We start from the raw sequence: 21,835 nt of genomic DNA, 5'->3' as shown, positions 1-21,835 counted from the left end.
CATCTATTTAGGAAAGAAAGTTAGGAGCTTTATTACTATGGAAACCATTCACACGCTCACTCAGTTGCTAAAGAATAGCGGTTGCCAATATGATATCTACGATCTAGGTCGTCGTATCCAAAAGATCGACAACAACCTATTCTCTGATGTTGAGCAGGGGAAACAGCCGTACCCATTTCCACTGCAGAAACAAGCTCACTTAGCGATTAGCTACTGGAACGAACACAAGCAACCTTGGATTTGGTTCCTAAAATTTAAACTGGATGAAAGAGGCCTATTGCATCAAGGAGATGTGGGTAACTTCCTAAAGTTTGTTATTGAAGCAATGGGCACTCGTTTGAACGGCGAGATCACCGAAGAGCAACAACAAAAGCTGTCTAACAACCCATATACCTTCAAGCCTTCTGAAGACAAGATGGCCGTATTCCATAGCCAAGTAAGATCAGGTTTAGACCTTGCAACGAGCCAATACTACGAACACGCTCAACACTACTTCACAGGCGATCTAGGCTGGGACAACTGGAAAACCGTTGGCCTACAAGGCATCACTGATATGTGTGCTCGTTTAGGCAGCCAACAAAATGGTGTCGCGATTCGCAAAGCATTGAATAAGCTGCCTTCAGAACCTCTATACGCGACTCTCGGGGCGCTTGAGCATACGCAAATCAATGACAAGCTCGCTCAACGCTTACAAGAAATGGCAGAGAATGAGATTAACAGTCAAGAGCCAGATCTGTTCTTACTGTCAGCACTGGTACGTGCCCTTTCTGGCGCAGAGCAAAGCACAACCAACGCCGTAATTAACCAAGTTTTGGCTAGCCCACGTTTAAGTCATCAAGAAGTATTAATTGGTTTAGCTGGTCGAAGTTGGAGTGCCCTACAAGATCCAACTATTGCTGAGCAATTTTTGCTGCGTCTCGCACAAACAGGTAATCAAAACCTATTCAATCAGCTATTTGCAGATTTAGTGATGATTCCGACACTAAGAATGGTATTTTTACCATTGTTGAACTCGAATCCATCACCAGAGCTTGCTAATGCATTGGTTGAATTGCAACAAGCAACTAAAGCTCAACAGTAGACTAACTAAAGAGTAGATCTACTCAATAGCTCCTAACACTAAAGTCACAATTGGAAGAAAGAGATAAAAGGAAGTATGGATTAAATGATAGATAACTTATTGGCTATTTTGTTTCTGTGCTTCTTTTGCTTTCTGTTTTGGCAGCAACGCAGGCAATCTGAGTTAGCAAAAACAGCCATTGCGAGAAAGTGTAAAGAACTCGATTTGCAATTATTAAGTGTCGCCTTTAGTGGTCATAAACTGAAGATGCGCCATGAGCTCACCACCATTTGGCGCTGGCATACTGTGTACCATTTTGAGTTTTCGGCGTTAGGTGACGACCTGTACCAAGGAAAACTAACCATGGTAGGTTTCCGCTCTATGCGGTTTGAGCTACAGCCTCATAGAATGTAACGTCGCAATACGCGGTATAACTATATTCATGATAAGGGCCAAACTGATCTTGTTTGGTCTCTTTAAATGCAAAGCCTAACTTTTCAAGTAACTTAATTGATGGGTTATGACCAACATTAACGGTCGCGACAACATTCGTTAGGTGTTCTTCAAAACAAACCAAACTAAAGAAAGGTTTTAGCACTTCACTAGCAAGGCCTTGATTCCAAAACTCCTTGTCCAGAATAAATCCCAGTTCATGCTTCCCTTCTTCAGACGAAACAAACAAATGCCCGAGGTATTCGCGGGTTTGGTTGTGGATAATGGCTCGGCAAAAACCAACGTTGTCGTTCAGTATTTCTTGAAATAGGTGTTTTGCAGAGGCAATAGAATGCGGCCCGTTCATTTCAGCACGATTGATGGGGCAGCAATTCAACTTGATAAAGTCATGTTCTAACTGCTCGGTATAAGGTACCAACAGCGTTCTTGAGGTTGCTATCGTCATAAAACACTCCTTGTGTTGACCATTAGCAGAAAAGCAGATGTCGCGTGCTTAGATAAAAGCTCCTGAATTAAAGAGAGCCCCTAGATAGAGAAAAAGCCTTAGGAAAAGAAAAGCCCCGACACCGAAGTGTCAGGGCTAGGGTCTTACTCGCAGCAGTCCGGCTACTAATTAATGCTCCATGCATCATCCATAATAGTGGCTGTAATCCTTCAGCTCTTTCCTTTACTTCGCCGTCCTAGCGGTGTCCAATCATCCTGAAAGCTAACAATCCTAGTTAGCGCACATCACTTGTTCCGTGAGCGGTGTCCTTTACATCGTCCTGATGCTAATCCAACCCTTTAATCCTAAAGGTGTCCATTGTCATTCCGTTGCAGCTAACTTCCTGTTAACTGACTGTATCCCTACAATGTCCTTACGCTCCATGCTTGATCACTCAATCCTAAGTAACCAAATCTTCATCCTGAAGATAACCAAATCCTTGGTGCTTTCCTGTTCCGTGTCAGAATCCTTCCGACAAGGTTTAATTTACGCGATTTAGGATTTCGGACAATAGATTTGCATCACATTTTGAATTCAAGAAAGTTGTTAATTATATAAAACAATTAAAATTCAACACCTTAACCATGTGCACATCAATATCTCTAGCGATGTATTCGTGTTATCTCACAACCTTTGTAAGAGATCTCTCACAAGCCATGGGCGGTTTTATGATTCGCTATCATTCACCAGAGCGAGTAAAATGACTAAAGACTAAAAATGGAGATCAACATGCTGACAAAAGATGTTTCTGAAGAGTTGAAATCAGTGCTTGAAGGACTGCAAGCGCAAGGGAAAGAGCCGACAGTTGCTTTAGTTAAGGCTCGTATGAGCACATCCGTTCCGATGCCCGCTTTAATCACGACCATCAAGAGCTGGAAAAGCGCAAATCGTGTTCCTAAAGTTGAAGTCGCGACACAAGAAGAGCCAGCACTTGATCGTGTTAGCCAACTGGAAAAGCAAATCCTTGAACTCACCGCTCGCGTTGCCATGCTTGAAGCTAAACTAACTGATCAATAAGGCAACTGAGCAATAAGTTAACTGATAAATAAGCTAATAGAGAAATAGAACACTATGAAGATATGGGTTGATGCGGACGCTTGTCCTAAGGTTATCCGAGAAACAATCGTACGCGCAGCTGAGCGAACAGGTGTGGAATGTACCTTCGTGGCAAACCACTTGGTACCCGTTCCTAAACGCAACAACATTCACTCAATTCAAGTACCAAGCGGGTTTGATATTGCAGATGATGAAATCGTAAAACGCACTGCACCCGGTGATTTAGTGATTACCTCCGATATCCCTCTCGCCGATGAAGTGATCACCAAAGGCGCGCTTGCTTTAAGCTCTCGTGGCGAGCTTTACACAAAAGAAACCATCAAAGCGCGTCTCAACATTCGTGACTTTATGGATACCATGCGTTCAAGTGGCATTCAAACTGGCGGACCAAGCACCCTTTCTCAAACCGACCGTCGTGAGTTTGCCAACCACTTAGATAGAATTCTAGCCAAACGCTAGCTGGCTCATCCGAGCTTAACCTAGTTCTATCTCTCCATAAAAAATCAAAAAACCTGCAAACAATGCAGGTTTTTTTATATCAATTAGAAGAAGGTTTCCCCTACTCTACAACTAAGGCGTGTAGTACGTTGCAGCGCCTGGACCTACTGGTAGACCGAATACGAATACCCATAGGTAGAACAAGATGCTCCAACCAAACATGAATACCATTGAGTAAGGCAACATTGTCGCGATCAGTGTACCGATACCTAGGTTCTTCATGTAGCGAGTTGCTACGGCAAGGATAAGACCGAAGTAGCTCATCATTGGTGTAATGATGTTGGTTGTTGAATCACCGATACGGTAAGCCGCTTGAATCGTTTCAGGTGCGTAGCCTACTAGCATTAGCATTGGAACGAAGATTGGCGCTGTTACTGCCCACTGTGCAGAAGCTGAACCGATCATCAGGTTAATGAAACCACACATTAGGATGAATGCGAAGAACAACATTGGACCCGTTAGGCCGATATCCTGAAGGAATGTTGCGCCGCCTACAGCAACCACTTGACCAAAGTTCGTCCACTTAAAGAAAGCAACAAACTGTGCAGCAAAGAATACAAGAACGATGTACATGCCCATTGAAGACATCGACGTTGCCATTGCATTAATCACATCACGGTCATTCTTCATTGAACCGGTAATTTTGCCGTAAACAAAACCAGGAATAGCAAAGAATACAAAGATAAACGCGACGATACTTTTCAGGAATGGAGAGCCTGAAATCGTGCCCGCCTCTGAACGTAGAACACCGTCAGCAGGAACAACAGTCCAAGCTAAAAGCGCACTCACGATTAATACAGCGACACCCGCCAATCTAAGGCCTTTCTTCTCAATAGCAGTAAGCTTACCCATTGAGTCATTTGAAAGATCTTCAGACGCGTCTTCGACATTGTATTTACCCAGTTTAGGTTCAACAATCTTCTCTGTTACCAATGCACCGGCAATCGAGATAAAGAAGGTCGAAATAAACATGAAGTACCAGTTTGATTCAGGGCCAACAGAGTAAGATGGATCAAGCATTTGTGCTGCTGTTTCTGTGATACCAGAAAGCAGTGGATCAACCGTACCGATAAGTAGATTTGCAGAATAACCACCAGATACACCAGCAAATGCTGCCGCTAGACCTGCTAATGGGTGACGACCCAATGAGTGGAAAAGCATTGCTGCAAGAGGGATAAGTACTACGTAACCCAGCTCTGAAGCCGTGTTAGAGATAATACCGGCAAATACCACGGTTACAGTAACCATGCGCTGAGATGCGCCCATTACCATGCCGCGCATTGCCGCAGATAATAGACCTGAGTGTTCAGCAATCGCAACACCTAGCATTGCAACAAGTACAGTACCAAGTGGCGCAAAGCCAACAAAGTTCGAAACTAGATTCGTTACGATGAGTTGTAAGCCTTCAGCATTAAGTAAGCTTACAACGTGGATCATACCATCAGCAGCACGACCACTAGCACCTTCAGGGCGAGGGTCCATGACAGACACTTCAAAGTAACCAGCAATACCTGAAGAAACTAGGATTGCGACACAGAAGATAGCAAAAAGAGTGATTGGGTGGGGTAAAAGGTTCCCCAAATATTCAACGCTGTCTAAAAAGCGTGTGAAAATAGGTTTTTTTGGTGCGTTGTTTTTTATTGAAGCAGATGAACTCATCTGTTCCCTCCTTGTGTAGTGATTCCTGTGCAATTGTGACAAAGATGTTCAAATTGCCAGCGAAGGGTACGCGACAAAAATATCAATTAGAAATTCAAAATGTTACAAAGTGTGTAACAAACGACGACCTTTAACTCTATTTGAACAATTAATTAGCAAATAAATCCATATTAAACACAAAAACTAGATTTATAATTTACAACAACGCATTCACTAGAAATATAACCCACAATATAACCCATTGATTCACTTGAAAATAAAATACATCGTACGTTAAATACACACTCGATATCCGGTTAAGTTCCTCTCGAAGGAAAAGAAAAACAGACAAATGAATGAAGTTTGACTTTCCCCTCGTTTTTACACACATGTCACATCATATTGACGGTTATTTTTGAACCGCTTTAAATCTTGGATTGGATTTACAGATCACATAGTGACGCCCTCTACGCTTAACTATCTGGCAATCAGGGTGACGGCTTTTCGCACTTTTAAGTGATTTAACAACTTTCATTATTTAGCTCCCTTACCTAATTGACCAAAGCGACGAGTAAAATTAGCAACACGTCCCTCTTTATGTAGCACTCTCTGTTTACCCGTATAGAAAGGATGTGATTTTGAAGACACTTCAATAGTGAAATAAGGGTAAGTATTACCATCTTCCCATTCGATAGTACGCTCTGTTTTCAAGGTGGAGCCAATCAAGAAGTACTCATCAACATTGGTGTCGTGGAACACCACTGTGCGGTAGCCCGGGTGGATATTCGGTTTCATTGTATTTCCCTAAATAATTAAATTGTTATGCTATAACATAACAAATGATAATTATTATCAAAAGAAAAACAAGCGATTTTATGATATTTTCCCGCCATAGATCGTAATCAGAGACGTCCACTCATGTACTCCATTGAACCTATTGGCTTTATAGAGTCTCCCTATAAAGAGAAGTTCGCAGTGCCAAGGCAACCTAGATTGGTACCAACATCCACCTCAAGAGTCAGGCTGGTTGACGCAGCAAACTGTCTTGAGTCTGTTCGGGATATTGAGCAATTTAGCCATGTGTGGTTGTTGTTTCTGTTCGATAAGAACCTTGAAGCGGGCTGGAAACCAACTGTGAGGCCGCCTCGACTTGGCGGCAATGAACGTATCGGTGTTTTCGCATCACGTGCGACATTCAGACCGAATGGGATTGGTATGTCCGCGGTTGAGCTCAAAGGTGTCTATCAAGAAAAAGGACAAACTTGGTTGGACTTGGGCAGCGTCGATCTCGTTGACGGTACGCCTATCATCGACATCAAACCTTATATCTCCTACTCGGATTCAATTCCCGATGCACTAGGAGGGTTTGCCGCCGATGAACCTGAAGTGTTAGATGTGAACTTCTCTCAGCAAGCCCAAAGTAAGCTGTCTGGTCACCCGCAGGCACGCCATATCATTCAAGTGATCAAAGAAGTGCTTGGTCAAGATCCGCGACCTGCCTATAAAAAAGGCAAGCCTGACAACAAGGAATATGCGGTAAATTTGTTCAATCTTAACGTGAAATTCGTGGTTGAAACGCTTTTCATCAATGTAACTGACATTGAACGCTTTTGAGATCCCAAATAGGCTGATATTATATGCGGCTATATCAGATTTGCTGTGGTTACGAACGACAGCAAGTTTTCTTTTATCAATGATGAAACGGATACCATAGAATGCGTACCAGTAACTACCTTCTTTCTACTCTGAAAGAGACTCCAAACGACGCAGAAGTTATCAGCCACCAGCTGATGCTACGTGCAGGTATGATCCGTAAGCTAGCTTCAGGTTTATATACTTGGCTACCTACTGGTCTACGTGTACTGCGTAAAGTCGAAAATATCGTTCGCCAAGAGATCGATAATGCAGGTGCCGTTGAAATCTTGATGCCCGTAGTTCAACCGTTTGAGCTTTGGGAAGAGACTGGCCGTTCTGAAAAGATGGGGCCTGAGCTACTTCGTTTCACAGACCGTCACTCTCGTCCATTTGTTCTTAGCCCAACAGCTGAAGAAGTGGTAACGAGTCTAGTACGTAACGAGATCAGCTCTTACAAACAGCTACCTCTAAATCTGTACCAAATCCAGACTAAATTCCGTGATGAGCGCCGCCCTCGTTTTGGCGTAATGCGTGCACGTGAATTCTCTATGATGGATGCGTACAGCTTTGATATCGACAAAGAAGGCTTAGAAAAGTCTTACCAAGCGATGCACGATGCTTACTGTAAAGCATTCGACCGTATGGGCCTTGAATACCGTCCAGTATTGGCAGACTCTGGCGCAATCGGCGGCAGCGGCTCTCAAGAGTTCCACGTTCTTGCTGAAAGCGGCGAAGACCTAATCGCATTCTCAACTGAGTCAGATTACGCAGCAAACATCGAAAAAGCAGAAGCACTTGCTCCTACTGAAGATGCAGCAGCACCAACTCAAGAGATGGAACTGGTTGATACACCAAATGCGAAAACTATCGCAGAATTGGTAGAGCAACACGGTCTAGCAATCGAGAAGACAGTTAAGACTCTATTCGTTAAAGCTTCTGATGAAGTAGACGCTGATATCATCGCGCTAATCATCCGTGGTGACCACGAACTGAACGAAGTGAAAGCAGAGAACCTTCCACAGGTTGCTTCTCCGCTAGAGATGGCTTCTGAAGAAGAAATCCGCGCACTTGTTGGTGCAGGTCCTGGTTCACTTGGACCTGTTGGCCTAGAGCTACCATTCATCGTTGACCGCTCTGTTGCTGTAATGAGCGACTTTGGCGCTGGTGCAAACGTAGATGGTAAGCACTACTTCGGCATCAACTGGGGTCGTGACGTTGAGCTTGCTCAAGTTGAAGATCTACGTAACGTTGTTGAAGGCGACCTTAGCCCATGTGGTCAAGGTACTATTCAGCTTAAGCGTGGTATCGAAGTTGGTCACATCTTCCAACTGGGTAATACTTACTCTAAAGCAATGAACTGTAACGTGCTTGGTCCTGATGGTAAGAGCGTAATCCTAGAGATGGGTTGTTACGGTATCGGTGTTTCACGTGTTGTTGCATCTGCTATCGAGCAAAACCACGATAAATTCGGTATCACTTGGCCAGACGCACTAGCGCCGTTCCAAGTTGCTATCGTACCAATGAACATGCACAAATCTGAGCGCGTTAAAGAAGCAGCTGAGAAGCTATACGCTGAATTAACAGCTATGGGTATCGAAGTTTTATTCGATGACCGTAAAGAGCGCCCTGGTGTTATGTTTAAAGATATCGAGCTTGTGGGTATCCCTCACACTATCGTTATCGGCGATCGCAGCATGGACGAAGGTAACTTCGAATACAAAAACCGTCGTACTGGTGATAAAGAAGCTATCGCAATGGACACGGTTATCGAGCACCTTAAGGCTCAACTAGCTTAGTAATCCGATTACTGACTAGATAAACATTGAAAGGCTGCCGTTAGGTGGCCTTTTTTGTGCCTGTCATTTCGCTTCAAACTCCCTTCTATTTATCAGTAGAGTAAATAACGTAAGTTAATCCCCTGTTCATCTTTAAATCCGTATATTGGTGTCATCAACTTTTTAGACATGCTCACCATTGGAGGTATCGATGGATATCAAAAGCTTACTGAACCAAGCACTTAAATCAGATCTCGTAAAACAAGGTACTCAGAAACTTTCACAAGGGTCTTCAAGTTTAAGTGGCCTTTCTCAAGGCAGCAATAGCAAGAGTAGCAGTAAAAGTACACTCGGAGCCTTCGGTGCAGGCGCAGTTGGCGGAGGACTGTTAGGTGCGTTAATGGGCTCTAAGAAGACTAAGAAAATGGGTAAGAAAGCGGCTGGGATTGGCGGCGCAGCAGCACTGGGTGCTTTGGCTTATAAAGTCTACAACGACTACCAGTCCAAACAAGGCCAGACACCTAACGCCGAACAGGCTCAGTTTGATGAAAATGATGCAAACCACAGCGTGCTGATTCTACGATCGATGATTGCCGCGTCTAAAGCTGATGGCCATGTTGATGAAGAAGAGATGGCTAAGATAGAGCAAGCCGTCGAGAATATGGGCGCTGATTATCAACTGACTAAATTGGTCTCTGAAGAACTGCATAAGCCACTCGACCCAAGCGAAATCGCTCAACTGGCAACGTCACCTCAACAGGCGAGTGAGATCTACTTAGCCTCTTTGATTGTGGCCGACGAACAGAATTTCATGGAAAAGGCGTACCTGAAAGAGCTCGCGAAACAGCTCAATCTTGCTGATGAAGTCACCTATCAACTTGAACAACAAGTCTCTGGCTAATCGGCAAGTACCAAACGAAGCCGTAAAGAACGGCCTAAGCAGCGAGCTAACCAAGTGAGATATTGAGCAAGGACAAACTAACTCTGAACTTGATCAGATCCACTTTGTTTTTGCTTATCTCTATGTGTATATTGAGATCAGTTATCATTTGGTTAGGTATAAAAATGAAAGTATACGATTGTTGTGATTTGGTTCGTGAACTGTATTCTCAAATTGGCAGTGGCGACCAAGGCTATATCCCTAAAGCGATCACCTGCGCAGTAAAAACATTGAATGACCTTGCTGCAGATGAATCTCTTCCTAAAGAAGCGCGTGAGCGTGCAGCCTTTGCCGCTGCAAACCTGCTGATCTCAGATTTCGAGGACTAATATGAACCTCGCTAATTTTGAAAAAATGGATCCTGTAATGTTGATGAGCATCGTCAACATGAAGCTTCGTGACGACTTCGGCGGTGATTTAGATCGAGTGGTCAACTTCTACGAAATCGACAAAGCAGCCTTAATCGCTAAGCTCGCGTCTGCTGGTTTTGAGTATCTTCCAGAAGCTAAACAGTTTCGATAGTCGTTTAAAAAATCTTCCTATTTAAAGACCAACCTCTGTGTTGGTCTTTTTTTGTTGGTGATACGTAATAAGGAAACACGCAGCAAACCCATTATAAATTATCTGTATGCACCTATACTTTTATATCTTAGAGTCAACGAACGCGCCTTGAACCAAAGCGTATTGTGGCATAGGCTACCTAAACTAGCATATAAAACTCATCACTCAACTTGATGATAGTAAAGGATTAACAATGAAAAGACTCGGACTTTTAGCCGTTATCGCAGCCGCACTCACCGCAGGTTGCGCTTCAAATACTCAGCAAGACAACTTTCGCGAAGCCTCTTTTGAGCTGTGTAATACTGAAGTCGATATTTACTCTGTAAGCCATGATGAACGAGTTCGTATCGTCTGTTCTGATGGCTCTAAATTCGCTTTGAACAGCGAAGACACATTAGAAGTGATGCGTGACATCAACATCGACTACTGTGATGGCGAAGGCCTAGGTAAGTTCAGTGAAAGCCGCCACTACTACTCTTTCAAGTGTAAGTCAGGCACCCTACTTAGCATCAAAAAGTAGAATCGACACTACCAAATACCAAAGGGTTAATGTGAAAGCATTAACCCTTTTTAATACCCGCTTTTCTTTACTCTTAATCCCAAATCCACCAGCCACCAGCCACCAGATACAAAAAATAGCTCCTTTAAAGAAGCCTCTAGTATCATTGCTTTTCAAAGTAGTTGTTTGAAATTCTAAGAGAGCACGCAGAGATTACGGGTGTAAGTGAGCATGCTCGACAACAATTTTAAAACTTCCAAGTACAAAAAAGGCCCCTATTAAGGAGCCTCTAGTATCAATATTTTTCAAAGTAGTTGTTTGAAATTATAGGAGAGCACGCGGAGCTTACGAATGTAAGTGAGCATGCTCGACAACGTAATACCCAAAAAAACAAAAAAAGCTCCCAACAGGAGCCTTTCAAATCGTATTTTTCAATCAAATAGCTTTAGTTCAAGGAAAAGGCGCGGAGTTTACGAATGTAAATGAGCACCTTTGACACAGAAATTAAGCTATTTGAGCCAGAAAAATTAAGCGTAAACAGGTAGACGCTTACAGATCTCTAATACTTTTGCTTTCGTTGCTTCGATAACAGACTCATCACCCATGTTATCTAGGATGTCACAGATCCAACCTGCTAGCTCTTTCGCGTCTGCTTCTGAGAAACCGCGACGAGTGATAGAAGGAGAACCGATACGGATACCTGAAGTAACGAATGGGCTACGTGGGTCGTTTGGTACTGAGTTCTTGTTTACAGTGATGTTTGCTGCACCTAGTGCTGCATCTGCTTCTTTACCTGTGATGTCTTTGTTGATTAGGTCAACTAGGAACAGGTGGTTCTCTGTAGAACCTGAAACGATGTTGTAACCACGAGCTAGGAATTCAGCAACCATTGCTTTTGCGTTAGCAACAACGCGTGCTTGGTATTCTTTGAACTCTGGCTCTAGAGCTTCTTTGAACGCTACTGCTTTACCAGCGATAACGTGCATTAGAGGACCACCTTGGCCGCCTGGGAATACTGCTGAGTTCAGCTTCTTGTAAAGATCTTCGCCTTCGTTAGAAAGGATTAGACCACCACGAGGACCCGCAAGCGTTTTGTGCGTTGTCGTTGTTACAACGTGAGCATGTGGAACTGGGTTCGGGTAAACACCTGCAGCGATTAGACCAGCAACGTGAGCCATATCTACGAAGAAGTAAGCACCTACTTTGTCAGCGATTTCACGCATGCGCTTCCAATCACAAACTTGAGAGTAAGCTGAGAAACCACCGATGATCATCTTAGGTTTGTGCTCGATAGCTAACGCTTCCATCTCTTCGTAATCAATTTGACCTGCTTCATCGATACCGTAAGGAATGATGTTGTAAAGCTTACCAGAGAAGTTTACTGGAGAACCGTGAGTTAGGTGACCACCGTGTGCTAGGCTCATACCTAGAACCGTATCGCCTGCATTTAGTAGTGCCATGTATACAGCGTTATTTGCTTGAGAACCTGAGTGAGGCTGTACGTTTGCGTACTCTGCACCAAATAGTTCACATGCACGTTCAATTGCTAGAGTTTCAACTTTGTCTACGTACTCACAACCACCGTAGTAACGCTTGCCTGGGTAGCCTTCAGCGTATTTGTTTGTTAGCTGAGAACCTTGAGCTTCCATTACACGTGGGCTTGTGTAGTTTTCTGAAGCGATAAGTTCGATATGCTCTTCCTGACGAAGAGTTTCTTCTTGGATAGCTGCGAATAGATCCGCATCGTAATCAGCAATGTTCATGTCACGCTTAAGCATCTGTATCTCCTGACTCAGATTGTACTGAAAGTTTCAAAAAAACCACACAACGACCGAAAGCAAACGTTTCCGTCACCGTTTTGATGTGACGCATTCTACATAATTTGATCTAGGTCATAAAGAGCTAATTGCAATTTTATCATGCAGTTTTTTCATAATCACAAATAAGATTCATCATGGTTATTTGGCTTATCCAACCAAAGATGGCGCTTACTGTCAATTTTACGCTTTACACCCTGTAAAACGCAGATTACATAGGTTTACCTTAATTTTGCCCCTCAAGCTACCGAAAGCTAAGGTTTTTCTCTACTATGCACGCCTTTATTGGTTAGGTAATTATAAAAACGATGGAAAAACACTCACGTAAAGAAGATTGGGTAGCGATTCTCACTGGCACGTTTTTAGTGGCGTTAGGCGTCTTCTTTTTACAGTCAGCGAACCTGCTTACCGGGGGCACTACTGGCTTGGCTCTGCTTTTGAGTCAATTCTTGCCTGTAACCTTTGGTATTTTGTACTTTGTTGCCAATTGTCCATTCTATTTATTAGCATGGAAACGATTCGGCCGTAGCTTTGCTATTAGCAGTGCGATTTCTGGTGCTTTAGTATCTGTGTTTGCCGATCATTTATACTTAGTTATCTCGCTAGAAGTTCATAACGAGATCTATTGTGCTGTTGCCGGCGGCTTATTAATGGGCTTAGGTATGCTAATCCTATTCCGTCACCGCTCAAGTCTGGGTGGCTTCAACGTACTGTGCTTGTTTATCCAAGACCGCTACGGTATCTCGGTAGGTAAAACACAAATGGGTATTGATGCATGTATTCTGTTTGCATCGTTCTTCTTCGTGTCACCTTGGGTGATTGCCGTTTCTGTATTAGGCACCGCAGTATTGAACATCGTATTGGCAATGAACCACAAACCAACTCGCTACTCGGTGAATTACGCGTCTTAGAGTTCATTACCTGCTCTGTCGTTGCTGGCACTCGATGCTCAAACTTCTCGCAAGTAGACTCGAGGCACGATATTCCAGCCATCACTAAAACAAAAAGGCTTTGGGGAGCACTCCAAAGCCTTTGTAGAAGCCCAATCCTTTAAGGGGAATAAGAATCAAGCTTCTTAAAATGAAACAAGGTTAACCTTCAATCAAGAGAATACGAGTCTCGTAAGGACGTAAGACTTGATGATGTAATGCAACTGAAGTGTTCTCTTGTTGATAGTTAGACAACAGACTCTTCGCCTTAGTCATATCAAAACGTTCCGGTAAAACGCACTCCGCCTCTTCACCATAATAGTTGTTAATACACAGCAAGGTTTGCCCTTCGTTCTCACGTGCATATGCAAAAATGGATGAGTGATCAGGCAATAGATCTTGATAGCTGCCATCTGTAATCACTGGCACTTGTTTACGTAACTCAATCAAACTCTTATAGAAATAGAAAACAGAGTCTTTGTCTTCCAGTGCTTGCTCAGCGTTAATCCCAGGGTAATTATTCGCTACATCAAGCCATGGCTGAGCTTGTGAGAACCCTGCGTAAGGCTCACTGTTCCATTGCATTGGTGTACGAGAGTTATCACGAGACTTCTGCGCCAAAATCGCCATCATATCTTGATGAGCCACACCATCACGGTTCACCATGATGTCGTACATATTGGTACTCTCAACATCACGATACTGGCTGATGTCAGTATAGCCAGGGTTGGTCATACCAATCTCTTCACCTTGATAGATATAAGGCGTGCCTTGCATCATGTGCACAGAAGCAGCCAACATCTTGGCCGACTCAACACGATATTGCTGATCATCACCTAAGCGGCTCACGACTCGCGGTTGGTCGTGGTTACACCAAAACAATGCGCCCCAGCCCTTGCCGTTCAAACCCGTTTGCCAATGATTGAAGATCGACTTGAGCTGCAAGAAATCAAACGGCGCATTAGTCCACTTCTCACCATTGGTGTAATCCACCTTAAGGTGGTGGAAGTTAAACACCATCGATAACTCGCTGTTATCAATGTTTGAGTACTGTTGGCAATGCTCGAGTGTCGTTGAAGACATCTCGCCTACTGTCACGCTGCCGTATTTCTGGAATACCGCTTCGCTGATCTCTTTCAGGTATTCGTGCACTCGTGGGCCATCAGTGTAAAAACGACGACCATCACCGATATCATCATTGGGGAAGTCTTGCTGTTTCGAAATCAGGTTGATCACGTCCAAGCGGAAACCATCAACGCCCTTCTCAGCCCAGAAGCTAATGACGTCTTTCACTTCTTCGCGTACAACCGGGTTCTCCCAGTTAAGGTCGGCTTGCTCTTTCGCGAATAGGTGTAGGAAATACTGACCCGTCGCTTCATCCATTTCCCATGCATTACCACCGAACTTAGACTGCCAGTTGGTTGGTGCTTGGCCGTTTACAGGATCTTTCCATATGTAGTAGTCGCGGTATGGGCTGTTTTTATCACCCAATGCTGACTGAAACCACGCATGTTCTGTTGAGGTGTGGTTTACCACGATATCCATCACGATACGAATACCACGTTGGTGCGCTTCAGCCAGCAATAGGTCGAAATCTTCCATGGTGCCGAATTGCGGGTTAATCGCGTAGTAATCTGAAATATCGTAGCCGTTATCGATCATTGGGGATGCGTAAACTGGGGTTAACCAAATGGCATCCACACTCAAGTGTTTAAGATAATCCAGTTTTGAAATGATCCCTTTGATATCGCCAGTACCTTTACTGCCACTGTCACAAAAGCTCTTTGGGTAGATTTGATAGATGGTTGCGGTTTTCCACCAACTTTCATCATGCTCAGTCATCGCCATCTCTAACACTCACTTACCAGAAAATATAAAATAAAAATCACCATGTGAATCATGGTCGAATAGCCGTTATAACTAAAAGAAAAAGCTATAACTAAGAGAAAAAGCGATGGCTCACTTTGGAGTCATCGCTTATTAAATGCATTACGCGTTGGCGGTTTCTAGTTCGCCTTTCATCTGTGCTCGTTTATAGAAGAACAGTGTTAACGTGACGGGTAGTACAATCGCCACCAGCATCGCAATTAAGTAAACAGACCAATATTGCGGTTGAATCGATAAGATGCCTGGCAAGCCACCAACACCGATACCATTCGCCATCACTCCTGCACTACCACAGATAGCAGCCGCAGCGGCACTGCCGATCATTGCGCTCAGCATTGGGAATTTGTATTTAAGGTTGATGCCGTACATCGCTGGCTCTGTTACACCTAAGTAAGCAGAGATTGCAGCTGGAACCGAGATATCTCGTTCGCCTTCGCGTTTGCTTAAGATGATGATGCCAACAACCGCTGAAGCTTGTGCAATATTTGATAGCGCAATCAAAGGCCAGATTGGTGTGCCGCCTAAGTCTTGCATCAGTTGTAGGTCGACGGCATTGGTTGTGTGGTGAATACCTGTAATAACCAAAGGTGCGTATAGGAAGCCAAAGACTACTGAACCAAGAATCGCAAAGTCACCCGTCATTGCCGCTTTAGCCGCGAATGCCACGCCATCGCCTAACATACGGCCAAATGGGCCAATGAAAGCGTGCGCTAGAATCACAGACAAAATAATCGATACGAACGGCACGACAACAAGGTACAGGTAAGAAGGAACAATACGCTTAAGGTTGGTCTCGATGAAGGCCAGAGCCACACCCGCTAACATCGCAGGGATCACCTGAGCCTGATAACCAACTTTCTCTATCACGAACAAGCCAAAGTCCCACACTTCAGGTACCGATTTACCTATCATGTAAGCGTTCATCAATTGCGGGGAAACCAAGGTCACACCGAGCGTGATGCCTAAAATAGGGGTTCCGCCGAGCTTCTTAACCGTTGCCCAACACACACCAACCGGAAGGAAGAAGAAAATAGCTTCGCCGATCAACCATAAGAAAGAGTGAACGGTTGCCCAGAATTGACTGATTTCAACGAGGGTTTTGCCGTCGAACATGCGAATGTCGCCAATCACATTACGGAAACCAAGAATCAAACCACCTGTAATGATGGCAGGCAGCAGTGGTACGAAAATTTCGGCTAAATGGGAGATACCACGCTCAAGGAAGTTCATGTTTTGACGAGCAGCCAGCTTCGCCTCATCTTTTGATGATGCCTCTTTACCTGTCTGTTCAATCAGAAGTGCGTACACTTCATCAACTTCAGTGCCAATCACAACTTGGAATTGGCCTGCATTAGTAAAACAGCCTTTTACTAGCTTCAGTTTTTCGAGTTCAGCTTTGTTGGCCTGCTCTGTATCGTTCAATACAAAACGCAGTCGAGTCAGACAGTGGCTGACACTCGCAATGTTTTCTTTACCACCGACTAACTCGATAAGACGCGCAACGTCTTGCTTCGCTATCTTACTCATACTACCCCACCCTGGTTTCATTCAATTACTCATCTAAACCATGCAAGCTATAATCACTCAGACTTAGATTTATGGGAACATTCCCAATTACGGTTATTATAATGCCCGTATGAATGATAAATTAAAATGGGAACAATCCCATTAATTGAAAGAGATCACACTCTAATTTTAATCTAAGCGGTTCAATTTCGCTTAATTGAGTGGATTATAGAATCGGAGATTGAGTGTGATGAGAGATCTCTGAATTGCCTAAAAGCTGAGAGATCAATAGATTAGCAGCCAGCTTACCTGCAGATTGGTAACCAGGATCAATGCTAAATACTCGTGGGAATAAGAAAGAGAGAAGATCATTGCCACCAACGCCGGTGACGACCACATCTTCACGTTGTAGTTCTTGCAGACGCTTGATTACACCAAGAGCCAGCGTATCACTGGCACAAACGATCGCTTGAGTCGCGGGAGTTAACACCTCATCCACCAGCTGATAAGCACTTTCGTGATGAAGTTGACCAGTACGATAGTTTGCCACTGAACCTGTGTTTTCACACCAATCGAGATAAGCCTTAAGACGCAGTTCACCGGTTGATTTATCACTAGGATCAACCCCGATAAAGCCAACGTCAGAGATCCCTTGATCCGATAAATGCACCAACGCACTATTGATCACCTGTTGGTTATCATAGTTAATCGACGTCACGTTCTCGGTATCCAGAGCAATCACCACCGCTTTGTGTTCCCAAGCTTCGATTGCCGGAATATCGCAGTCAGTAAAACCAAATACAATAATGCCATCAACGTTACGACGCTTTAGAACTTGCAGGTGCTCATTGGCTTTATCTCTATCAAGTTGGCTTTCCATGATCACGACATCGTAATCCGCTCGATACAACTCGGCCAGCATCGTGCTAACGGCTTTGTTTTCAGAGGGAGAGTCCAAACGAGAGATAATCACGCCGATGACTTTTTGGCTGCCACCGCGCATCGATTGCGCAGACTTTGAAGGCGTGTACCCAGATTCTTGAATTACTCTTTCTACCCTTTCACGGGTTTCAGGTTTCACTTTTGGATCATTGGTCAGAACGCGTGATACGGTTGACTTACCAACACCGGACAGCTTTGCAATATCAAGAATAGTGAGTTTTTTGCTCATAAAAAGTCTAACGTTAAAGAGAAGAGAAGAAAAAGTGAGGGTAGATTCCCTCACTTAACTGTTTGTAAATACTAGCAGTTCTTACTATGACTTACTTTTGGCAATTTCGATAGACTACGCGACCAAGTTCTAGACGCGCATTGTCACCTTTCGTGCGCAAAGTGATGCTGTTAATCATCTCTGAAGTGCCATCATCTAAGATGTATTTGGTTCCTGAGCCCGCTGGAACTTGAGTCAGGCGGTATTCATTATCAGGCAAGCGTAGTACCGCTTTTTCATTATCAAGGTAAGACACATCAAACGAGACGTCAGACTCACATTGATAAGTCGCGAATTGATCATTCGATGTTGCGCTATCAGTCTCAGGGGCTGCTGATTTAGAGCACCCAACCAATGCTACTGTACATAGAGATGCTACCAACATAGCTTTCATACTTCGTTCCTCATCTTTATATAGTCAACGACACTTAGCCTATTCACAGGTTCGAACAAACCTAATGTAAGTGCCTAATGATAGGTCCATACCTTAGTTATAAATAAAACGTTTAGCCTTTTAAGAAAGCGGGTACGTCTTTAATGCTATCAAGTACCACGCTAGCCAACGCTTCACCTTTTTCAGTGATGGGTTTACCCGTTCTTACCAAGACTTTAGTACCAACACCTGCTGCTTCTGCAGCCATCATGTCTTCCGCTTTATCGCCGATCATGACCGAGTTAGCCATATCAATCTTCAGAAAGTCACGAGCAGAAATGAACATGCCTGGCTTTGGCTTACGACATTCACAATCTTGCTTGTAGTCACCAATACCGTGCTCAGCGTGGTGAGGACAGTAATAAATGCCATCGAGCTCGACACCATTATCAACAAAGTTCCAATCCATCCACTGCGTTAAAGAAAGAAAACGGTCTTCACTAAACATGCCGCGAGCAATACCAGATTGGTTGGTCACTAGCACCAATAAATAACCCATATCTTTAAACGCTTTCGCCGCTTCAAACACACCATCGATGTATTCAAAGTCATGCTCATCATGTACGTAGCCGTGATCAACGTTAATCACTCCATCACGATCTAAAAAAACAGCAGGTTTAGACAAAATTTTGTTCTCTATCAACTCTCTATTAATCATTAATTATTACACGCTTTATTTGCTTCATCACTATCTATTTAGTTTTGCGTTCGTTAACGATTTGTTTCTAGCTTAGCCATACAATCGACGTTTAGCCGTCTAGACGTAAAAATATCTATTGACTTAGATCATAGAACACCATAGCATCGTCTGTAAATCGAGCGAGCTATCGACATATTATTCTGTTCTACCTGCACGGGTTTCTCTATGATTAAAGTGAATCAAGTCAATAAGGTTTTTTATCAAGGCACTAAAGAAATCAATGCCTTAATTGATATCAACCTCCACATTCCTCAAGGTCAAATCTTTGGAGTCATCGGCTCTTCAGGTGCAGGCAAAAGTACCCTAATCCGCTGTGTAAATATGTTGGAAGCCCCGACTTCGGGTGAAGTGATTGTTGATGGTATCGACCTAACAAAACTCAGCAAATCAGAGCTTAGCGAAGCGCGCCGTAACATCGGCATGATATTCCAGCACTTCAACCTGCTGTCTTCTCGTACTGTATTTAACAATGTAGCACTGCCTCTAGAACTTGCTGGTAAAGATAAAGCGATTATTGAAGCGAAAGTCAGCGAGTTACTTGAACTGGTTGGCCTTGCTGATAAGCGTGACACCTACCCGGCAAACCTAAGTGGTGGTCAAAAGCAGCGTGTGGCGATTGCTCGCGCACTGGCCTCTGACCCGAAAGTACTGCTATGTGATGAAGCCACCAGCGCATTGGATCCAGCAACAACTCAATCTATCCTTGAGCTGCTGCGTGAAATCAACCGCAAGCTGAACATCACTATCCTGCTTATTACACACGAGATGGATGTGGTTAAAAGCATTTGTCACGAGGTTGCGATCATTGGCGGCGGTGAATTGGTAGAGAAAGGTACAGTCGGTGACATCTTTGCTCATCCGAAGACAGAGCTAGCGCATCAGTTTATTCGCTCAACGTTGGATCTGACGATCCCTGAAGATTACCAAGCACGTTTGCAAGAGACTCGCGTAAACAGCAGCTACCCGCTGGTGCGTCTTGAGTTTACTGGTGCAACGGTTGATGCTCCGCTAATGACGCAAATCGCACGTAAATTCAATATCGATGTCAGCATCTTAAGTTCTGACCTTGATTACGCCGGTGGCGTGAAGTTCGGCATGATGGTCGCTGAACTGTTCGGTAATGAAGCAGATGATAATGCTGCTATCCAATTCCTACGCGACAACAATGTAAAAGTAGAGGTGCTTGGTTATGTCCTTTAGTTTCAACGAGATTGCTGACTGGATCAGCCTTAACGGTAACCTTCTATTAGGCGCAACAGGCGAAACGCTTTACATGGTTGCTGTTGCAGGCATTGTTGGCTTCGCGGTCGGTATTCCACTAGGCGTGATTCTGCATACGACTAAAAAAGGTGGCCTGTTAGAGAACACCAAAGTAAACAAGATTCTAGGTGCGATTGTGAACGTGGGTCGTTCAGTACCTTTCTTAGTTTTGATGGTTGCGATTATTCCACTGACTAAGATGCTGATTGGTACCTTCATCGGTACAACAGCAGCGATTGTTCCACTGACGATTGGCGCTATCCCATTCGTGGCTCGACTTATCGAAAGTGCACTACTTGAAGTACCAACAGGTCTAGTGGAAGCGGCCCAATCAATGGGCGCAACACCAACACAAATCATCAATAAGGTTCTGCTTCCAGAAGCACTACCGACTATCATCAACTCAGTAACGATTACGCTAGTGACTCTGGTGAGCTACTCAGCAATGGCCGGTACTGTAGGCGGAGGTGGCCTAGGTGATGTCGCGATTCGTTACGGATTCCACCGCTACGATGTGACCATCATGGCTGTGACAGTAGTGATGTTGATTGTGCTGGTACAAATTATTCAATCAATCGGTGATTCATTAGTTCGCCGTGTTGACCACAGATAAAGACTCACACATAAAGAGTAGAGTCGTCTGAACCTAATTAAATAGATTTATTAAAAGGAGATTATTATGAAATTTAACCTTAAAGGTTTACTAACTATCGCAGCAGCAGCTTCAGCGCTAGTTCTAGCAGGTTGTGGCGATAAAGAAGTGGATACTTCTAAAGTAAAAGTTGGCGTAATGGCAGGTGCAGAAGCGCAAGTTGCTGAAGTGGCAGCTAAAGTAGCGAAAGAGAAATACGGCCTAGACGTTGAACTGGTTACTTTCACGGATTACGTAACACCAAACGCAGCTCTAGATGATGGTTCTATCGACATCAACGCATTCCAACACGCACCGTACCTAGATCAGCAAGTGGCTGACCGTGGCTACAAGCTAACTATCGCTGGTAACACGTTTGTTTACCCAATTGCGGGTTACTCTAAAGAAGTGAAATCGGTAGACGAAATCCAAGACGGTGCTCGTATTGCTGTACCAAACGACCCTACAAACCTAGGTCGCTCTCTACTTCTTCTTGAGCAACAAGGTCTTCTTGAACTTCGTGAAGGCGCAGGTCTTCTAGCTACAGTTCGCGACATCGTGGGTAACCCTAAGAACCTAACGATTGTTGAACTAGACGCAGCTCAACTGCCACGTTCTCTTGATGATGTTGCTCTATCTATCATCAACACAACTTACGCGAGCTCTATCAACCTGACTCCACAAAAAGATGGCGTATTCGTTGAAGACAAAGATTCTCCTTACGTAAACCTAATCGTTTCTCGTGAAGACAACCTAAACGCTGAAAACGTACAAAACTTCGTTAAAGCTTACCAAACTGAAGAAGTGTACAACGCAGCTTCTGACATCTTCCAAGGTGGCGTCGTTAAAGGTTGGTAATCAAC

At 44.0% G+C, this 21,835-nt stretch carries 24 protein-coding genes; 14 read left to right on the top strand and 10 right to left on the bottom strand.

Annotation, left to right across the window (positions count from 1 at the left end; translation table 11 throughout):
• Positions 1-37: 37 nt before the first annotated feature.
• On the top strand, positions 38-1,081 hold the full coding sequence (locus tag AB4623_RS02380) for a DUF3549 family protein (RefSeq protein ID WP_372145662.1): 1,044 nt from the start codon (positions 38-40) through the stop codon (positions 1,079-1,081).
• Positions 1,082-1,165: 84 nt separating this feature from the next.
• Positions 1,166-1,474: a DUF3301 domain-containing protein gene (locus AB4623_RS02375; RefSeq protein ID WP_016786808.1), complete on the top strand. Its 309-nt coding sequence runs from the start codon at positions 1,166-1,168 to the stop codon at positions 1,472-1,474.
• On the opposite strand, the gene AB4623_RS02370 is transcribed toward AB4623_RS02375, so the two are convergent.
• A complete protein-coding gene (locus AB4623_RS02370) occupies positions 1,440-1,958 on the bottom strand; it encodes a GNAT family N-acetyltransferase (protein ID WP_017060749.1) in 519 nt (172 codons plus the stop codon). The two genes, AB4623_RS02375 and AB4623_RS02370, sit on opposite strands and share 35 nt — an antisense overlap.
• Positions 1,959-2,726: 768 nt before the next feature.
• On the opposite strand from AB4623_RS02370, the gene AB4623_RS02365 reads away from it, so the two are divergent.
• Entirely contained in the window at positions 2,727-3,014 is a 288-nt protein-coding gene (locus AB4623_RS02365; protein WP_017069390.1) for a hypothetical protein, read from the top strand.
• 54 nt (positions 3,015-3,068) lie between these two features.
• On the top strand, positions 3,069-3,512 hold the full coding sequence (locus AB4623_RS02360) for a YaiI/YqxD family protein (protein WP_372145660.1): 444 nt from the start codon (positions 3,069-3,071) through the stop codon (positions 3,510-3,512).
• A gap of 111 nt (positions 3,513-3,623) precedes the next feature.
• On the opposite strand, the gene AB4623_RS02355 is transcribed toward AB4623_RS02360, so the two are convergent.
• The 3 genes from AB4623_RS02355 to AB4623_RS02345 form a co-directional block, all read right to left on the bottom strand.
• Positions 3,624-5,210 (bottom strand): AbgT family transporter, encoded by a 1,587-nt coding sequence (locus AB4623_RS02355; RefSeq protein WP_010436458.1) that lies wholly within the window; start codon positions 5,208-5,210, stop codon positions 3,624-3,626.
• A 388-nt stretch (positions 5,211-5,598) separates the two neighbouring features.
• The gene (ykgO, locus tag AB4623_RS02350; RefSeq protein ID WP_010436457.1) at positions 5,599-5,724 is read right to left on the bottom strand and encodes a type B 50S ribosomal protein L36; all 126 of its coding nucleotides are present in this window, start codon (positions 5,722-5,724) and stop codon (positions 5,599-5,601) included.
• Positions 5,724-5,984 (bottom strand): type B 50S ribosomal protein L31, encoded by a 261-nt coding sequence (locus AB4623_RS02345; protein WP_010436456.1) that lies wholly within the window; start codon positions 5,982-5,984, stop codon positions 5,724-5,726. The genes ykgO and AB4623_RS02345 overlap by 1 nt, the downstream gene beginning before the upstream one ends.
• Before the next feature lie 123 nt (positions 5,985-6,107).
• Here AB4623_RS02345 and tsaA point away from each other — a divergent pair, with 123 nt between their 5' ends.
• The 6 genes from tsaA to AB4623_RS02315 all read left to right on the top strand — a co-directional run bounded on the left by tsaA (position 6,108) and on the right by AB4623_RS02315 (position 10,620).
• Positions 6,108-6,803, top strand: coding sequence for a tRNA (N6-threonylcarbamoyladenosine(37)-N6)-methyltransferase TrmO (gene tsaA, locus AB4623_RS02340; RefSeq protein WP_372145658.1), 696 nt, complete (start codon positions 6,108-6,110; stop codon positions 6,801-6,803).
• Between the two features lie 101 nt (positions 6,804-6,904).
• Positions 6,905-8,620, top strand: coding sequence for a proline--tRNA ligase (locus AB4623_RS02335; RefSeq protein WP_017063353.1), 1,716 nt, complete (start codon positions 6,905-6,907; stop codon positions 8,618-8,620).
• Between the two features lie 190 nt (positions 8,621-8,810).
• Entirely contained in the window at positions 8,811-9,500 is a 690-nt protein-coding gene (locus AB4623_RS02330; protein ID WP_017060754.1) for a tellurite resistance TerB family protein, read from the top strand.
• A gap of 164 nt (positions 9,501-9,664) precedes the next feature.
• On the top strand, positions 9,665-9,868 hold the full coding sequence (locus AB4623_RS02325) for a YaeP family protein (protein ID WP_008222923.1): 204 nt from the start codon (positions 9,665-9,667) through the stop codon (positions 9,866-9,868).
• 1 nt (position 9,869) lies between these two features.
• Entirely contained in the window at positions 9,870-10,061 is a 192-nt protein-coding gene (locus AB4623_RS02320; protein WP_004738555.1) for a DUF4250 domain-containing protein, read from the top strand.
• Positions 10,062-10,293: 232 nt separating this feature from the next.
• Positions 10,294-10,620 (top strand): hypothetical protein, encoded by a 327-nt coding sequence (locus tag AB4623_RS02315; protein ID WP_017072003.1) that lies wholly within the window; start codon positions 10,294-10,296, stop codon positions 10,618-10,620.
• Positions 10,621-11,126: 506 nt separating this feature from the next.
• Here the strand turns inward: AB4623_RS02315 and glyA are convergent.
• On the bottom strand, positions 11,127-12,377 hold the full coding sequence (gene glyA, locus AB4623_RS02310; protein ID WP_372145656.1) for a serine hydroxymethyltransferase: 1,251 nt from the start codon (positions 12,375-12,377) through the stop codon (positions 11,127-11,129).
• Positions 12,378-12,724: 347 nt separating this feature from the next.
• Between glyA and AB4623_RS02305 the strand changes: the two genes are divergently transcribed.
• Positions 12,725-13,327, top strand: a complete 603-nt coding sequence (locus tag AB4623_RS02305; RefSeq protein WP_017060757.1) for a YitT family protein — start codon at positions 12,725-12,727, stop codon at positions 13,325-13,327.
• A gap of 180 nt (positions 13,328-13,507) precedes the next feature.
• Here the strand turns inward: AB4623_RS02305 and treC are convergent, their stop codons facing one another.
• The 5 genes from treC to gmhB all read right to left on the bottom strand — a co-directional run bounded on the left by treC (position 13,508) and on the right by gmhB (position 19,039).
• Positions 13,508-15,193 carry an alpha,alpha-phosphotrehalase gene (gene treC, locus AB4623_RS02300; RefSeq protein WP_372104148.1) on the bottom strand — a complete coding sequence of 562 codons (1,686 nt, stop codon included), beginning with the start codon at positions 15,191-15,193 and terminating at the stop codon, positions 13,508-13,510.
• 141 nt (positions 15,194-15,334) lie between these two features.
• Positions 15,335-16,759 carry a PTS trehalose transporter subunit IIBC gene (gene treB / locus AB4623_RS02295; RefSeq protein WP_017069492.1) on the bottom strand — a complete coding sequence of 475 codons (1,425 nt, stop codon included), beginning with the start codon at positions 16,757-16,759 and terminating at the stop codon, positions 15,335-15,337.
• Positions 16,760-16,964: 205 nt separating this feature from the next.
• Positions 16,965-17,909, bottom strand: coding sequence for a trehalose operon repressor TreR (gene treR / locus AB4623_RS02290; RefSeq protein ID WP_017060760.1), 945 nt, complete (start codon positions 17,907-17,909; stop codon positions 16,965-16,967).
• A 91-nt stretch (positions 17,910-18,000) separates the two neighbouring features.
• Positions 18,001-18,342 carry an MliC family protein gene (locus tag AB4623_RS02285; RefSeq protein WP_017060761.1) on the bottom strand — a complete coding sequence of 114 codons (342 nt, stop codon included), beginning with the start codon at positions 18,340-18,342 and terminating at the stop codon, positions 18,001-18,003.
• Positions 18,343-18,454: 112 nt separating this feature from the next.
• The gene (gmhB, locus tag AB4623_RS02280; protein ID WP_017060762.1) at positions 18,455-19,039 is read right to left on the bottom strand and encodes a D-glycero-beta-D-manno-heptose 1,7-bisphosphate 7-phosphatase; all 585 of its coding nucleotides are present in this window, start codon (positions 19,037-19,039) and stop codon (positions 18,455-18,457) included.
• 207 nt (positions 19,040-19,246) lie between these two features.
• On the opposite strand from gmhB, the gene metN reads away from it, so the two are divergent.
• The 3 genes from metN to AB4623_RS02265 all read left to right on the top strand — a co-directional run bounded on the left by metN (position 19,247) and on the right by AB4623_RS02265 (position 21,830).
• Positions 19,247-20,281, top strand: a complete 1,035-nt coding sequence (gene metN / locus AB4623_RS02275; RefSeq protein ID WP_017060763.1) for a methionine ABC transporter ATP-binding protein MetN — start codon at positions 19,247-19,249, stop codon at positions 20,279-20,281.
• A complete protein-coding gene (locus AB4623_RS02270) occupies positions 20,271-20,954 on the top strand; it encodes a methionine ABC transporter permease (RefSeq protein WP_017060764.1) in 684 nt (227 codons plus the stop codon). The genes metN and AB4623_RS02270 overlap by 11 nt, the downstream gene beginning before the upstream one ends.
• Before the next feature lie 66 nt (positions 20,955-21,020).
• Entirely contained in the window at positions 21,021-21,830 is an 810-nt protein-coding gene (locus AB4623_RS02265; RefSeq protein ID WP_017060765.1) for a MetQ/NlpA family lipoprotein, read from the top strand.
• Positions 21,831-21,835 lie beyond the last annotated feature (5 nt).

Origin of the sequence: Vibrio sp. 10N.222.52.C12 (assembly GCF_041474215.1) — a bacterium.
Classification (GTDB): Bacteria; Pseudomonadota; Gammaproteobacteria; order Enterobacterales; family Vibrionaceae; genus Vibrio; species Vibrio crassostreae_C.
The sequence above is the reverse complement of the archived record's forward strand: the minus strand, read 5'-3'. Positions and strand labels throughout refer to the sequence as shown.

Coding starts and splice junctions, on each gene's coding strand:
- treC (WP_372104148.1), bottom strand. CDS start 15,193: ATGGCGATGACTGAGCATGATGAAAGTTGGTGGAAAACCGCAACCATC.
- tsaA (WP_372145658.1), top strand. CDS start 6,108: ATGTACTCCATTGAACCTATTGGCTTTATAGAGTCTCCCTATAAAGAG.
- AB4623_RS02320 (WP_004738555.1), top strand. CDS start 9,870: ATGAACCTCGCTAATTTTGAAAAAATGGATCCTGTAATGTTGATGAGC.
- AB4623_RS02285 (WP_017060761.1), bottom strand. CDS start 18,342: ATGAAAGCTATGTTGGTAGCATCTCTATGTACAGTAGCATTGGTTGGG.
- metN (WP_017060763.1), top strand. CDS start 19,247: ATGATTAAAGTGAATCAAGTCAATAAGGTTTTTTATCAAGGCACTAAA.
- treB (WP_017069492.1), bottom strand. CDS start 16,759: ATGAGTAAGATAGCGAAGCAAGACGTTGCGCGTCTTATCGAGTTAGTC.
- AB4623_RS02370 (WP_017060749.1), bottom strand. CDS start 1,958: ATGACGATAGCAACCTCAAGAACGCTGTTGGTACCTTATACCGAGCAG.
- treR (WP_017060760.1), bottom strand. CDS start 17,909: ATGAGCAAAAAACTCACTATTCTTGATATTGCAAAGCTGTCCGGTGTT.
- AB4623_RS02325 (WP_008222923.1), top strand. CDS start 9,665: ATGAAAGTATACGATTGTTGTGATTTGGTTCGTGAACTGTATTCTCAA.
- AB4623_RS02265 (WP_017060765.1), top strand. CDS start 21,021: ATGAAATTTAACCTTAAAGGTTTACTAACTATCGCAGCAGCAGCTTCA.
- AB4623_RS02365 (WP_017069390.1), top strand. CDS start 2,727: ATGCTGACAAAAGATGTTTCTGAAGAGTTGAAATCAGTGCTTGAAGGA.
- AB4623_RS02355 (WP_010436458.1), bottom strand. CDS start 5,210: ATGAGTTCATCTGCTTCAATAAAAAACAACGCACCAAAAAAACCTATT.
- ykgO (WP_010436457.1), bottom strand. CDS start 5,724: ATGAAAGTTGTTAAATCACTTAAAAGTGCGAAAAGCCGTCACCCTGAT.
- AB4623_RS02380 (WP_372145662.1), top strand. CDS start 38: ATGGAAACCATTCACACGCTCACTCAGTTGCTAAAGAATAGCGGTTGC.
- AB4623_RS02305 (WP_017060757.1), top strand. CDS start 12,725: ATGGAAAAACACTCACGTAAAGAAGATTGGGTAGCGATTCTCACTGGC.
- AB4623_RS02345 (WP_010436456.1), bottom strand. CDS start 5,984: ATGAAACCGAATATCCACCCGGGCTACCGCACAGTGGTGTTCCACGAC.
- gmhB (WP_017060762.1), bottom strand. CDS start 19,039: ATGATTAATAGAGAGTTGATAGAGAACAAAATTTTGTCTAAACCTGCT.
- AB4623_RS02270 (WP_017060764.1), top strand. CDS start 20,271: ATGTCCTTTAGTTTCAACGAGATTGCTGACTGGATCAGCCTTAACGGT.
- AB4623_RS02375 (WP_016786808.1), top strand. CDS start 1,166: ATGATAGATAACTTATTGGCTATTTTGTTTCTGTGCTTCTTTTGCTTT.
- AB4623_RS02335 (WP_017063353.1), top strand. CDS start 6,905: ATGCGTACCAGTAACTACCTTCTTTCTACTCTGAAAGAGACTCCAAAC.
- AB4623_RS02360 (WP_372145660.1), top strand. CDS start 3,069: ATGAAGATATGGGTTGATGCGGACGCTTGTCCTAAGGTTATCCGAGAA.
- glyA (WP_372145656.1), bottom strand. CDS start 12,377: ATGCTTAAGCGTGACATGAACATTGCTGATTACGATGCGGATCTATTC.
- AB4623_RS02330 (WP_017060754.1), top strand. CDS start 8,811: ATGGATATCAAAAGCTTACTGAACCAAGCACTTAAATCAGATCTCGTA.
- AB4623_RS02315 (WP_017072003.1), top strand. CDS start 10,294: ATGAAAAGACTCGGACTTTTAGCCGTTATCGCAGCCGCACTCACCGCA.